Annotated in this window: 11 protein-coding genes; 4 read left to right on the plus strand and 7 right to left on the minus strand. The window is 35.1% G+C overall.

Features of this window, described 5'->3' with window-relative positions:
• Window positions 1-24: 24 nt before the first annotated feature.
• The 4 genes from IEV57_RS03495 (at window position 25) to IEV57_RS03510 (ending at window position 2,588) form a co-directional block, all read left to right on the plus strand.
• Window positions 25-555, plus strand: coding sequence for an acyl-CoA thioesterase (locus IEV57_RS03495; protein WP_188439721.1), 531 nt, complete (start codon window positions 25-27; stop codon window positions 553-555).
• 121 nt (window positions 556-676) lie between these two features.
• Window positions 677-1,216, plus strand: a complete 540-nt coding sequence (locus IEV57_RS03500; RefSeq protein WP_188439723.1) for a hypothetical protein — start codon at window positions 677-679, stop codon at window positions 1,214-1,216.
• A gap of 15 nt (window positions 1,217-1,231) precedes the next feature.
• Window positions 1,232-1,555, plus strand: a complete 324-nt coding sequence (locus IEV57_RS03505) for a DUF3817 domain-containing protein (RefSeq protein ID WP_188439725.1) — start codon at window positions 1,232-1,234, stop codon at window positions 1,553-1,555.
• Between the two features lie 10 nt (window positions 1,556-1,565).
• Window positions 1,566-2,588 (plus strand): hypothetical protein, encoded by a 1,023-nt coding sequence (locus tag IEV57_RS03510; protein WP_188439727.1) that lies wholly within the window; start codon window positions 1,566-1,568, stop codon window positions 2,586-2,588.
• 194 nt (window positions 2,589-2,782) lie between these two features.
• Here IEV57_RS03510 and IEV57_RS03515 read toward each other — a convergent pair whose 3' ends face one another.
• The 7 genes from IEV57_RS03515 to alaS all read right to left on the minus strand — a co-directional run bounded on the left by IEV57_RS03515 (window position 2,783) and on the right by alaS (window position 12,686).
• Entirely contained in the window at window positions 2,783-5,239 is a 2,457-nt protein-coding gene (locus IEV57_RS03515; RefSeq protein ID WP_188439729.1) for a leucine-rich repeat domain-containing protein, read from the minus strand.
• On the minus strand, window positions 5,226-6,065 hold the full coding sequence (locus IEV57_RS03520; protein ID WP_188439731.1) for a hypothetical protein: 840 nt from the start codon (window positions 6,063-6,065) through the stop codon (window positions 5,226-5,228). Before IEV57_RS03520 ends, IEV57_RS03515 begins: the two co-directional genes overlap by 14 nt.
• The gene (locus IEV57_RS03525; RefSeq protein WP_188439734.1) at window positions 6,062-6,640 is read right to left on the minus strand and encodes a hypothetical protein; all 579 of its coding nucleotides are present in this window, start codon (window positions 6,638-6,640) and stop codon (window positions 6,062-6,064) included. Before IEV57_RS03525 ends, IEV57_RS03520 begins: the two co-directional genes overlap by 4 nt.
• Window positions 6,641-6,667: 27 nt before the next feature.
• Window positions 6,668-7,138, minus strand: coding sequence for a nucleoid-structuring protein H-NS (locus tag IEV57_RS03530; RefSeq protein ID WP_188439736.1), 471 nt, complete (start codon window positions 7,136-7,138; stop codon window positions 6,668-6,670).
• Window positions 7,139-7,395: 257 nt separating this feature from the next.
• Complete coding sequence (locus tag IEV57_RS03535) at window positions 7,396-8,502, minus strand: redoxin domain-containing protein (RefSeq protein ID WP_444542116.1); 1,107 nt, start codon at window positions 8,500-8,502, stop codon at window positions 7,396-7,398.
• Between the two features lie 11 nt (window positions 8,503-8,513).
• Entirely contained in the window at window positions 8,514-9,974 is a 1,461-nt protein-coding gene (gene gatB / locus IEV57_RS03540) for an Asp-tRNA(Asn)/Glu-tRNA(Gln) amidotransferase subunit GatB (RefSeq protein WP_188439740.1), read from the minus strand.
• A gap of 87 nt (window positions 9,975-10,061) precedes the next feature.
• On the minus strand, window positions 10,062-12,686 hold the full coding sequence (gene alaS / locus IEV57_RS03545) for an alanine--tRNA ligase (RefSeq protein WP_188439742.1): 2,625 nt from the start codon (window positions 12,684-12,686) through the stop codon (window positions 10,062-10,064).
• Window positions 12,687-12,761: the final 75 nt, after the last annotated feature.

Below are 12,761 nucleotides of genomic sequence, written 5' to 3' on the forward strand. Positions count from 1 at the left end.
ATTTTTGTAAAAAATATAATTTTTATGACCAGAAAGAAATTAGCCAAACAATCTGAGGTAATCATGACCGAAATGGTCTTACCAAATGACACTAACACATTGAATAACCTCATGGGAGGAAAATTGATGCATTGGATGGATGTGGTGGCAGCGATCTCAGCACAAAGACACTCCAACAGAATCGTGGTAACAGCATCAGCAGATAGTATTTCTTTTAAGCATCCCATCGCTTTGGGAAATGTTGTGACTTTGAAAGCACAAGTAACCCGAGCTTTCAACTCTTCCATGGAAGTTTTTATTGAAGTTTTTGCTGAAGATATTCCTGCAAATAAAAAAATCACAACACACAGAGCCTTTTTCACATTTGTAGCAGTAGATCAAGGTGGCAGACCCATTGAAGTACCTGAAGTAGAAGCTGTGTCTCCTGAAGAAATCGAATTGTATGAAGGAGCCTTAAGAAGAAGACAATTACGACTGGTTCTTGCCAAAAGAATGGACCCAAAAGATGCAGTTGAATTAAAGTCAATCTTCAATTTAGATGAAAATGACAAATGATTTTCTTTGAAAATTAAGAAAGGAAATATCCGAAAAAAGTCTTGAATCTAATTCAAGACTTTTTTCATTTTCATTTTATACAATAGTTGCTTGCTGATGATTTTTTAGGCAATTTAGCTTTATGGAAAGCTTAAATCTGCACGACTTAGGAATGTTTTTAGACTCAGAAGTCTACGTAATCAAAGAGGAAATCCCGAGCTTGATCTCAAAAAATTCACTTGAATCAGTTTCTTCAATAGCTCCTGAAGAGATTCGAGAAGATGCAAGCCCAGAAGAACTTGATTTAATTTATGAAGGAAATTTTGAAAAGGGAATATTAGTCATTTACGAAGGAAGTCATTTAGAACCTGATTTGAGAGAATTCCTATTCAATATTTTAGGGGCAGTTAAATGTTCACTGAAAGATATCGCCTTGAGTTCTGCAGAATCCATTGAAGAAGTTTCTCAATCAAAAATTGATGAGTTAGCTCCAAACAAAATTCTTGTTTTTGGAAAACTCAATCACACAATATTTCAAATCAAACAGCATGATTATGAAATTAAAAATGAAGATGGAATCGAATATCTATTTGCAAATGATCTGAGTGCTATTTTTTCTAATAAAGAGTTTAAAAAATCATTGTGGAATAAGTTGAAGATTCTTTTCGAAGTCAACAATTAAACGATTATCAAAATAATGGCGTCAATTCAAGAGAAAGTAAAGTGGCTGAAGAGATTCAGAAAAATTAGCATTGTAGAAGGACTGTCCTTTTTGCTCTTATTATTTGTGGCAATGCCACTCAAGTATGTTTTTGATATGCCTTTGGCAGTTAAATATGTGGGATGGGCTCATGGGGTTTTATTTATTCTATATATCTATGTCATTTTCCCAACTGCGAAAAAATTAGACTGGAATTTTGCTAAAACATTTTTAGGATTGATCGCAGCTGTATTACCATTCGGTCCATTTATTTTTGATAGAAATCTCAAAAAGCAAGAAAAGGAATTGATTGAGTCCTAAAATCTAAAATATGGCTTTGATCAGCAAAAAGAAAATCGTCTATCCCATCAGTTCAGGCTTAAGAAAATACCTGGTTAAATATGGTAGAGAGGTGGATTTTCCGATTCACTACAAAGACCTGTTGAGATATAGTTCTTCCATTCCACTTTATGACTACAAAGGAAATGATACGCTTTGGGAGTCAGTTTTTTTCAATGAGTCCGATCGAGAAGAAATCCACTACAATGTCAAAAAAATCTATGCGCTGCTTAAAGCTGAGGGAGACATTTCCGTCATGAAGCATCTTTATGTAGATCGGATTGATCTATGTATTTATGGAAATACTCAGCCCTTTCGCGTTCGAATAGTCAATCGGATCAATGATAATTTCGATTATTTCTATGTGAAAAATGCTGATGCCTCACGGGTGTATGGCTTAGAACTCGAACACCTACTTTCTCCTAATAGAATCAGTTACTTGGTGCATAATAATACGTTGATTGAGGAACATATTGCAGGAATTCCTGGAGAGATGTTTATGAAACTCCATATTCATGATCAAATGCTCAATCCAATCAGATTGGCCAAGGAATTTGTAAAATTCAATGAAAGGTGTTTTGTACGACTTCTGGGAGATATGCATTCTTCCAATTTTGTCATCGATGTGACTCCAGATTTCGAAGAAACACACTACAGAATAAGAGCGATAGATTTTGATCAACAATCTTATGAAGGTAAAAAATCAATTTACCTTCCTCAGTATTTCAAACAGAACAATGCTTTGATTCAATTGGGATTAAGTCACATCACTTCTGAGTCGATGGTGCAATATCAAAGGGAAGAACGAGCATTGATTGCAAATAGACTCAAATCATCTCACAAAGAGATTGAGGATATTTTGAGAAGTATGGAGCATGATACTATTTCTACCAAAGCCAATATTGAATCTTTAAAGAATGATTTGGCAAGGCATTACAAAAATGAAAAGTTTCTCTCGTGTAGAAATATGGGAGCGATTTTAAGGGAAAGTTTGGAGCAGGTGATAAAAAAGTAAAAAGGCTTAGAAATTTCATTCTAAGCCTTTTTTAATTAATTATGTAGGCCCAATTTTACTTTAGTAGCCACTTAAAATAATAATCTAAATCCTATATTTGAAGTCCTGTGGACCGTTAGCTGACGTCAGTTGACACTTATCCGCAAAACTTTTTGTGATAAAATCACATTCAAGTCTCAATGCGGAAAATCATATTAATAATATCTTACCTCACATTCAGGGTTGAGCTTTTTAAAACTATCAATCCCTCTAGAATTAATTCTTGTATTGAAACAACTTAACTTATTCAAATTGGTCAGACCCTGTACAGGTTTCAATGATCGTACATTCGTACTTGCGATATCTAATTCTTCCAATTCATAAAGCATCTCTAAACCTCTAAGGTTTTTAATATTAGTCCCAGACAAATTGAGTGATTTTAATTGAGTGTGCACGCTTAATGGTCTCAAATCATCAATACCAGTATCTGATAAATCTAATTTTGTTAATTTTTGCAACTCAGAAATCACTTCTAAATCTGAAATCGGAGCTTTGCTAATTCTAAGGTCTTCTAAAAGGCTTAAGTGATGCAAATCCGAAAAGTCCATCGCTGGCACATCATAAATTGACAACAGCCTCAAATTGATAAAAGCGGATAAATTCCTAAAATTAGATACTGATCTTCTTTCAATATTCAATTTGTTACTTGCTGTCCACATATGTAGCTCTTCTAAATTTGGATCTTCTGAAGAACCAAATTCACTCTTGAAAATTGATTTCCAATTCTCATCAAGGCCAGACCACCATTCTTCTAGTTCAATACTGCGGAAGATCACATTTAATTCGGGATTTTCAAAAACAGCATTTACCACCTCTTCAGTTGAAATTTTCGCATGATCAACATTCAGATATTTTAGATTTGCCAGACCTATTAATGGCGCTATACTCACGATAGGACTTTTTCTAAAATCTGCTGATTCTAAATTAGGTAAATTTGCAAGTGGCTGAAGACTGTTTACTTTCGAATTCCTTCCAGTGATTTTAACTAGAGTTTTGATATCGGCTAAAGGCGATAAATCCATGACCTCAGTATCATCAAAATATAAAGAGCTGATTTTTTTAAATTTCAAAACAGGTCCTAAATTAATAACCCCACTACCATTTAAGTTAAGAGAATCTAAACCTATCAATGCAGAAATCACCTCAATAGAAGGTTTTGTTTGGTCTAAAACAGGATTAAGTTTTACAAAAACATCTCTCCAAGGTTGTGAAAGTCCGTTCCACCATGTCTGAAGATTTTCTACATGATGTATGAGCAAAATATTTTTATTCCTTCTAGTAAACTCGTCTGCAGCCCATTCTTGGATTCTTGAGCGGTCAGCATAAATTTTTTGAAGTGAAGATATTTTATCCAGAGGATTTAGATCAGAAACTTCTGTCTGATTAATATTAACTACTTTAAGTTTTGGCAAATCCTTCAAAGGCGTCAAATCAACAATATTGGTTTCTTGGAGATTTATAGACTCTAAACCTTTAAGATTAGCCAGCAATTCAAAGTTAATGAGATAGTTAGCACTAATATCCAATTCTACAAGTTGGCTCAACTCTTCAATGTTTGCTAAATTGTTGAATCCATTTCCAGAAAGATTCAAATTTTTAAGTGATTCAAATGAATTTAGGACACCAAAACTCATTATTGGTGTTTGCACAGCTTTTAAAGTATTCAGAGATTTTAAATTACCCAATTCACTGATGTCATTTATTTCTGTATTGCTGATATCCAAATATGCTAAACGATCAGAATATTTTATGAATTGGATATCCTTCGTTGGTGTATTTGCAATATTAAGATGTGATAAAAAAGTAATATTGCTGATTGGATTCAACTCTACAATTTGAGTATTGCTGATATCTAGAAATTTAAGATCTCGAAGTACTTCAATCGGCGCAAGATCCATTACATATTGGTTTCCTGAAAGATCAATAGAATCAATAGTACTGATTTTATATAGATCTTCTAATCCAACTGAATCTTGGTCAACAAGTCCGATTTTTGATTTAAAATAGCTTGTCCAAGTATAAGAAAGTGTAGCCCACCATTCTTTTAATTCTTGATCTCTACTTAATTTGGTAGTATATATACTTGCTATCTTTAGTTCATTCGATCTTTTATCAACATTAACTTCTATAAATCTCTCCTTGGTATTTGTGATTTTTTCTAGATTCAATCCAGTCGCAGTAATGGTTCTATCAAGCGTGACAATAAACGAAAGCTCACCATTATCTCTCAAAAATGGTTTTACCTCTCTTACTTTGAATTTGAATGCTGCATCTTTGAAAAAGAACTCAATATCTTTAAGATATGCTGTAATGTCTTTATTTGTAATCACCTTGCGATCAAGCAAAAGATCATCTTCAACCTGAACTTTACTATCTCTAAAAATTTTCTTATAGCTTTCTCTAATAATCACGTCTTTATCTCGAGCTGGAGTATCTTTACTTCCAACTGTATTGAAAAAATACTCCAAGAATTGGACTTGGTCCTCTACTTTTTGACCTAGATCTTTGATTTCCTGCTTAGAATAATCGCCTATTGCTTGTTGTGAAAACGCAGATAGGGAGTTTATCAAAAGAAGAACAAAGAAAAGCGCTATATATTTATTTTTGATCATAGATGTATTTCTGGATAACTTCTTTATCACCTGTTCCTAATTTTACCAAGTTGCTGATTAGCCAACCTGTATTAAAACCTGGTCTGTTGAATTGGTTTAATTCAAAATACCAATTGTTGATTTGAAAAAAGTGAAACTTAACGTCTGAAATATTATCAAATTTCAAATTTCCATTTTTCATTTCATAAAGGAATACAGTCAGGTAATCTGGTTCGTATTCTTTTGGTGTATATGACTCTGGCTTATTATTTTCTTGAAAAGCCTTTCGCAAATTCATAAACCCAATTTCATGGCTCAAAGGATGTAAAAAGGGCTTTTCATTGCCTTTAGGTTTTCTAAAGATATTTTCAAAAGGCTTGAAACTCACTTTATCGACTACCCATTCATAGCCTAGACCTTCTGGCTGTAATTTCATAAATAGCGTAGCTGCCTCTTTTTTACCCTTAAAGATAAAAGTTGTCTCTACTTCCGCGAACCATTCTCCATTATGAAAATTGATGTATTTGGGTAAAGTCTCAGACAAGACGTCGTTAAGAAATTCATTTTTGAGGGCAGACTGGATACTTGAAGTTTCATTGTCAAAGAGGATATTGATGAATTTCCCTCTTAACTCTCTATTTCTATAAAGTTCGTCAGTATCGTAATATCTACGAGTTCCATCAGCACTTTCTTCTCCATTGAATCTTCTAAAAAATTGATTTACCTGTTTGGTTGAAGCGGCGAGTCTTCCGTCATCCTGTGGCGAACCGGGGCTGTATAAACCTTGCCCCGGTGCCAACTGAATGGATGTAATAAATAAAATTACTAATACTATTAATTTTCTCATGCTGAAGTTTCAGTCACACGAATGTCACCCAACATCACATCCCAGAACTCAATAGTTCTACCTGCAATTTGAGTTTGTTTTTTCTCAACATAGATAGTGATATCTTTCTTGGTTGTATCTCTGTAGTTTAAACCACTTTCCAAAGATGTACCTTCGAATCTTTGATAGACAGTAATTACACCTACATATCGACCATCAGGCTGTCTTTCAAGATCAGAAATGTAATGGATATCATACCAAGTGATGTTCACACGATCGTAGTTCAAAGCCATCAATCTTTCAAAGTATCTTCTTACTTTGTAGTAAGCGATTTCTTTTCTATTGATAGAAGAAACACCCATCTCAGCATCAGGAGCAAAAAGCTCTTCAGCTCTATCCATTACTCTGTTAGCTTCAGAAAATTGAGTTTCTTTGCTTCCAATAATAGAAATGTATTTACTTAAATCTTTTACTTTTTCAAGAGCCAAGGAATCAATCGCTTGCTTTCTTGCAGGACTAATGTTGTCAGTCTGAGCTAATGTAATTGTCGCTGAGGCTAAAAACACCAATAGAAATAATGGAATATATTTTTTCATGATTTTTAATTTTTCGTTTTGGAGTGATTATTTTCTACGGAGTTCTAATTCAGATACTCTTCCAGAACCATCTAAACGAATATCGCTGATAAAGTTTAAGTTCTTTTTAGTGTCTTTCAAATAATTGAGGTACTTCGCGATCGTAGTAGGCTCATCGTAATCCTTAATTCCACTTTCTTCATAAATAACAATCAAAACAGGAGTTTCTTGGTTAGAAAACATCCCCAAAACTTCTTGAATTGTGCTATTAGCAGCTTGAATGCTGTTTGCATTCGCAACACTGCTGAAGTAATTTTCTAATTTACCTACTGCTACTTCTTCTGCGGATGGCTCAGCAGCTTTTGGTGCAGGTGCAGGTTCTACTTTTTCAACAGGTGCTGGAGGTGGTGTTTCAGCCACAACTTTCTTCTTGCTTTTACAAGCTCCCATAGCTAGCAAGCCAAATAAGGCTATAAATACTAATCTACTTAGGGGTGATTGGAGGGTTCTTTTTTTCATGTTTAAGAATTATTGATTATGGTTTTTTTCTATCGAATCGACAATTACCAGTCAAAAAGCATTCCATAAACTCTTCTTTTAGAAATAAATTATTAGGAATACAATATTTGGTAAAATATGCCCGAAATTGAACGCAAATGTATATCAAAAACTCGATATCAAAATGCGTCTTCAGCCTTAAATTAAAATATTTTAACAAAATAAAAAAGGTCAAATCTGAATTAGATTTGACCTTAAAATTCCTTGTTGTTTAAAACTTAGTCAAATAGCTCTTTAAGCTTATTTTCCAAGCTTGGTCCACGCAAATCTTTTGCGATGATTTTACCATCAGGGTCGATCAAGTAGGTAGCAGGAATTGCATTAATTTGATAGGTCGCCGCGGCTTCAGAATTGAAATATTTTAAATCAGATACTTGAGTCCAATCCAACTGATCATCAGCAATTGCTTGCACCCAGGCTTCTTTGGTTCTGTCTAAAGAAACTCCAAAAACCTCGAATCCCTTTTCATTATACATATTATATAACCTAACTACATTAGGATTCTCTTCTCTACAAGGCTTACACCATGCTGCCCAAAAATCAATCAATACATACTTACCTCTCAAATCAGATAGTTTTGTCAATTCACCTTCCGGATTTGGTAGTGCTATTTCAGGGGCAAGCTGACCAATAGAAAGAGCTCTCATGTCTTCAAGTTGTGCCTTCAAAGTGGTAATCATTCTTGTGTCAGGATATTTTTCATCCAACTTTGTTACCAGCTCATCAAGGTAAATAAACTCATTTTTTGGATTCAACATGCCAATTGCAGCTAGTGAAGCGAAACTACCATTCATTTCATCAATAACTTGTTTGACTTTCACAGCATGATCTCCCTCAAGGTTCATTGCATTACTTTGTATTTCTTTGATCGCTTCTTGATCCTTATTAGTCATGGCTTCATAATAAGCATCATTTAAATCATTGATCTTTTTTTGATATTCATCCATCAATCCTTGAACTTTAAGCATCTGCTTAGAATCTTCCGAACCTTCAATTACAAGACTGTTTTCATTTTTCAGGTCATAATTTACTTCGACATCCTCATGGTATAAAGCAAGTCTTACAGATTTCTGATCTCCAATATTTAGTTCATAAAAACCTGGAGTTTCTATACTTAGGGTGTAATCAAATTTACCATTTGCATTTACAGAAAGTGTATCTATTACCTCTGTTCTATCATCGATAAATTGAACTAAAACTAGTTTTTCATCACTGATATTATCTATTTTACCCGAAACAATTACTGTTCCATCAAATACTTGCTCCCCTTTTTCGCAGGAAAAAAGGAATACTGTAAATATTACTGCAAAATATGTTCTTAACATTTCCATAAACTTTAATTTTCTAATAGTTCAGTAAGTAGTTTCGTTGCAACTTTTGGATCAGCTTTTCCTTGTGATTGCTTCATCACCTGCCCCATAAACATTCCCATTAAGCCTTTTTTACCAGATCTATATTCTTCTACCTTGGCGGCATTCTCTGCTATCACCTTTTCAATGATTGGCTTCAGAGATCCTTCATCACTTTCTTGAATCAAATTCAATTCCTGTGCAATTTCCAAAGGACTCTTATCCTTGCTTTTTAGCATTTCAGGATACACCTTTTGAGAAGCCACTGAAAAGTTTACTTTTCCATCATCCACAATAGCGATCAAATCTGCTAAGCGCTTTGGAGAAATTGGGAAATCAGAAATATGCAGTGTCAATTCATTCAAATATGACTTAACAGGACCCATCATCCAATTGGATGCTGCTTTATAATTTGAAGTTGATTCACATAATTCATTAAAATATAGTGCGATTTCCTTAGAATCAGTCAATACTCCTGCATCATATTCAGGAAGACCGTAAACCGACACAAACTTATGATGCAATTCTCTAGGAAGCTCAGGCATTTCTTTTCTGATACCTTCTAACCATTCCTCAGAAACTACAACAGGACTCAAATCAGGCTCTGGAAAGTATCTGTAATCGTTTAAGTCTTCTTTGGTTCGCATCGATGCTGTCGTTCCTGTGGTGGCATCAAAGGTCCTTGTCTCAGAAATAATCTCTTCATTAGCTTCAACCATATGAATTTGTCTCTCGTATTCGTGCTCGATTGCTCTTGCTACATTTCTGAAAGAGTTCATATTTTTCACTTCGACTTTTTTTCCATACTCTGGAGCACCATGGATTCTTACCGAAATATTAGCATCGCAACGAAGTGATCCTTCTTCCATATTTCCATCACAAATATCCAAATATCTAACCAATTTCTTGATCTCTACCAAGAATGCATAAGCTTCTTCTGATGACCTGATATCTGGTTCTGAGACGATCTCAATCAAAGGAACACCTGCTCTATTGTAATCTACCAGCGTATCTACTTCGCCCGCAAGGTGCATGGATTTCCCAGCATCTTCTTCCATATGGATTCTTGTCAATGTTACAGACTTTCTAGAACCATCGGGCATAGTTAAGGGAACCTCCCCTCCTACGCAGATTGGATTTTTATCTTGAGTGATTTGATACCCTTTTGGAAGATCTGGATAAAAGTAATTTTTCCTCGCAAAAATATTTCTTCTTGTTATTTCAGAATTACACGCAATTCCCATTTTAACGGCAAATTCAACAGCACTTTTATTCACTTTGGGTAGCGTACCTGGGTGCCCAAGTGTTACCACAGAAATATGGGTATTAGGAAGATTCCCGAATTCGGTTGAGTCCGTCGTATACATTTTACTCTTCGTCAGCAACTGTGCATGGACTTCAAGACCTACAACTAATTCGTATTTATTTTTTAATTCCGCTGAAAGCATCTTTATTTTTCTTTTTGTATTTTCACTTATTGTGCCAAAAATGGCTTAGAATTCATCCAAAACCAAATAAGAACTGGGTAATTTAGCTTAGGAAAACATTTCCCTTGCTTTTTGAATCACAGAAGCTAATCCTGCGATATTTTTCCCACCTGCTGTTGCGAAGAAAGGTTGCCCACCTCCGCCACCTTGAATTTCCTTTGCTAGTTCTCTTACTGCATTTCCAGCATTCAATCCTTTGCCTGCTACAAGCTCTTCACTGATTGTCACAGCGATTTGTGGTTTCCCATCAATTTCAGCTGCAATCACAGCTATCAAGTTTGGAAATTCATTTTTTAGCTCAAATGAAATCTTTTTCAAAGCATCTGCGGACGGCAAACTAACTTGGGCAAACAATTGATTCGTATCACCAACTTTAGCCACTTGATTAGCAAGCTCTTGCTTCAAAATAGAAGTCTGTTGCCCATGAAGTCCTTCAATTTCCTTTTTCAAATCATTTTTCTCTTGAATCAAAGCTTCAACCGCTTTTTTAAGATCTTTTGGACTTTTCAAAAGTTCTTGAAGTTCCTTAACCAAGGTTAAATTTTGATTCATGAATGCATCAGCTGCTGCAGCTGTAATAGCTTCTATTCTTCTTACTCCTGAAGAAATTGACCCCTCTGAGATAATTTTGAAAAGACCAATCTGACCAGTTGAAGTCACGTGCGTACCCCCACAAAGCTCAACAGAAAAATCTCTATCAAATGTGATTACTCTCACAAACTCACCATATTTCTCTCCAAACAAAGCTGTAGCTCCTTGTTTTTTAGCTTCTTCAATCGGTACATTTCTCTGTTCTCGAAGCGCAATATTTTCTCTGATTTTAGTATTGACTATCGCTTCAACTTTAGTGATTTCTTCATCAGTCAATTTAGAAAAATGTGCAAAATCAAAACGCAACAATTCTTCATTGACCAAAGAACCCTTTTGCTGAACATGATCTCCCAATACTTCTTTCAATGCAGATTGAAGAAGATGTGTTGCCGTGTGGTTATTCATCGTCAACCTTCGTTTTTCAGCATTTACCGTAGCACTAAAAACCGATGAAGTATCAGCAGGTAATTTATCTACGAAATGAACGATCAAGTCATTTTCTTTCTTTGTGTCCAAGACTTTGATTTGCTCAGAATCAGATTTTAGCCAACCTTGATCTCCTACTTGCCCACCACTTTCTGCATAAAAAGGTGTTCTATCCAACACCAATTGGAATCGATCTCCCTTTTTGTCTTTGATTTGTCTATACTTGATAATTTGGCTTTCTGATTCTAAATGATCGTAACCGATAAACTCCACTCCTTCTTCATCAGCGACCATGACCCAATCACCAGTTTCTTGCTCTGCTGCGGATCTAGATCTGGTTTTTTGCTTTTCCATTTCTTCGGCAAAACCCTTTTCGTCAACCGAAAGTCCATTTTCTCTTGCAATCAATGAGGTCAAATCAAAGGGAAATCCAAAAGTATCATACAATTCAAAAGCTGTTTTCCCATCTATTACTTGGGCTGATTTTGTTTCCATATCAGCCTTGATCTGATCGAGAATTTTCAATCCATTTTCCAAAGTTCTGAGGAATGAAGCTTCTTCTTCCTGAATTACTTTAGCAATAAAATCTTGCTGAGAAGCTACTTCTGGGAATATTTCACCAAAGTTTGTTGCTAACAAAGGCATCAATTCAAACATGAATGGCTTTTGGAAACCTAAAAATGTATATCCATACCTTACAGCTCTTCTCAAAATCCTTCTAATCACATAACCAGCCTTGTTATTGGATGGAAGCTGACCGTCTGCTATTGAAAAAGCGATCGCTCTGATGTGATCAACTATCACGCGCATAGCAATATCTAGTTGTTCACTTTCACCATATTTTTTGCCCGATTTTGCTTCCAAAACTTCGATAAATGGCATAAAAATATCTGTATCATAATTGGAAGATTTCTGCTGAATAGCTCTTACTAATCTCTCAAACCCCATCCCTGTATCTACATGCTTTGCCGGCAATTCTTTCAAAGAACCATCCTTTATCCTATTGAACTGCATAAAGACAAGATTCCAGATTTCAATTACTTGTGGATGATCGTTATTGACTAAATCAAACCCACTTTCCTTTATTCTTTCTTCTTCTGAGCGTAAATCAACATGGATTTCAGAGCATGGTCCACATGGACCTGTATCGCCCATTTCCCAAAAATTATCCTTTTTAGAGCCGAAAATAATCCTGTCTTCTGAAATAATATTTTTCCATAAATCAAAAGCCTCAGTATCCTTATCTAACCCATCTGTCTGATCACCGCCGAAAACTGAAACATAAAGCCTATCCTTTGGAAGTTTGTAAACCTCAGTCAATAATTCCCAAGCCCATTCGATCGCTTCCTTTTTGAAATAATCTCCAAAAGACCAGTTACCAAGCATTTCAAACATGGTGTGGTGATAGGTATCGACACCAACTTCTTCAAGATCATTATGCTTGCCCGAGACTCTCAAACACTTCTGACTATTGGCTACTCTAGTCACTTTGGCAACTTCATTCCCTAAGAAATAATCCTTGAATTGATTCATCCCAGCGTTGGTAAACATCAATGTTGGATCATTTTTGACTACGATGGGAGAAGATGGAACAAACTGATGCTGTTTGTTTTGGAAAAATTCAATAAAGGTACTTCTGATTTTCTTTGCTTCCATGTAAGCTTTTGACTATGTTCGGATTATAATTTCATTATTTATATATTTGCAAACCTTCGAGCGTTATATCACCCA

The organism is Belliella aquatica (assembly GCF_014637795.1).
GTDB classification, from domain to species: domain Bacteria; phylum Bacteroidota; class Bacteroidia; order Cytophagales; family Cyclobacteriaceae; genus Belliella; species Belliella aquatica.

Coding starts and splice junctions, on each gene's coding strand:
- IEV57_RS03500 (WP_188439723.1), top strand. CDS start 677: ATGGAAAGCTTAAATCTGCACGACTTAGGAATGTTTTTAGACTCAGAA.
- IEV57_RS03525 (WP_188439734.1), bottom strand. CDS start 6,640: ATGAAAAAATATATTCCATTATTTCTATTGGTGTTTTTAGCCTCAGCG.
- IEV57_RS03530 (WP_188439736.1), bottom strand. CDS start 7,138: ATGAAAAAAAGAACCCTCCAATCACCCCTAAGTAGATTAGTATTTATA.
- IEV57_RS03510 (WP_188439727.1), top strand. CDS start 1,566: ATGGCTTTGATCAGCAAAAAGAAAATCGTCTATCCCATCAGTTCAGGC.
- IEV57_RS03535 (WP_444542116.1), bottom strand. CDS start 8,502: ATGTTAAGAACATATTTTGCAGTAATATTTACAGTATTCCTTTTTTCC.
- IEV57_RS03520 (WP_188439731.1), bottom strand. CDS start 6,065: ATGAGAAAATTAATAGTATTAGTAATTTTATTTATTACATCCATTCAG.
- IEV57_RS03515 (WP_188439729.1), bottom strand. CDS start 5,239: ATGATCAAAAATAAATATATAGCGCTTTTCTTTGTTCTTCTTTTGATA.
- IEV57_RS03495 (WP_188439721.1), top strand. CDS start 25: ATGACCAGAAAGAAATTAGCCAAACAATCTGAGGTAATCATGACCGAA.
- gatB (WP_188439740.1), bottom strand. CDS start 9,974: ATGCTTTCAGCGGAATTAAAAAATAAATACGAATTAGTTGTAGGTCTT.
- alaS (WP_188439742.1), bottom strand. CDS start 12,686: ATGGAAGCAAAGAAAATCAGAAGTACCTTTATTGAATTTTTCCAAAAC.
- IEV57_RS03505 (WP_188439725.1), top strand. CDS start 1,232: ATGGCGTCAATTCAAGAGAAAGTAAAGTGGCTGAAGAGATTCAGAAAA.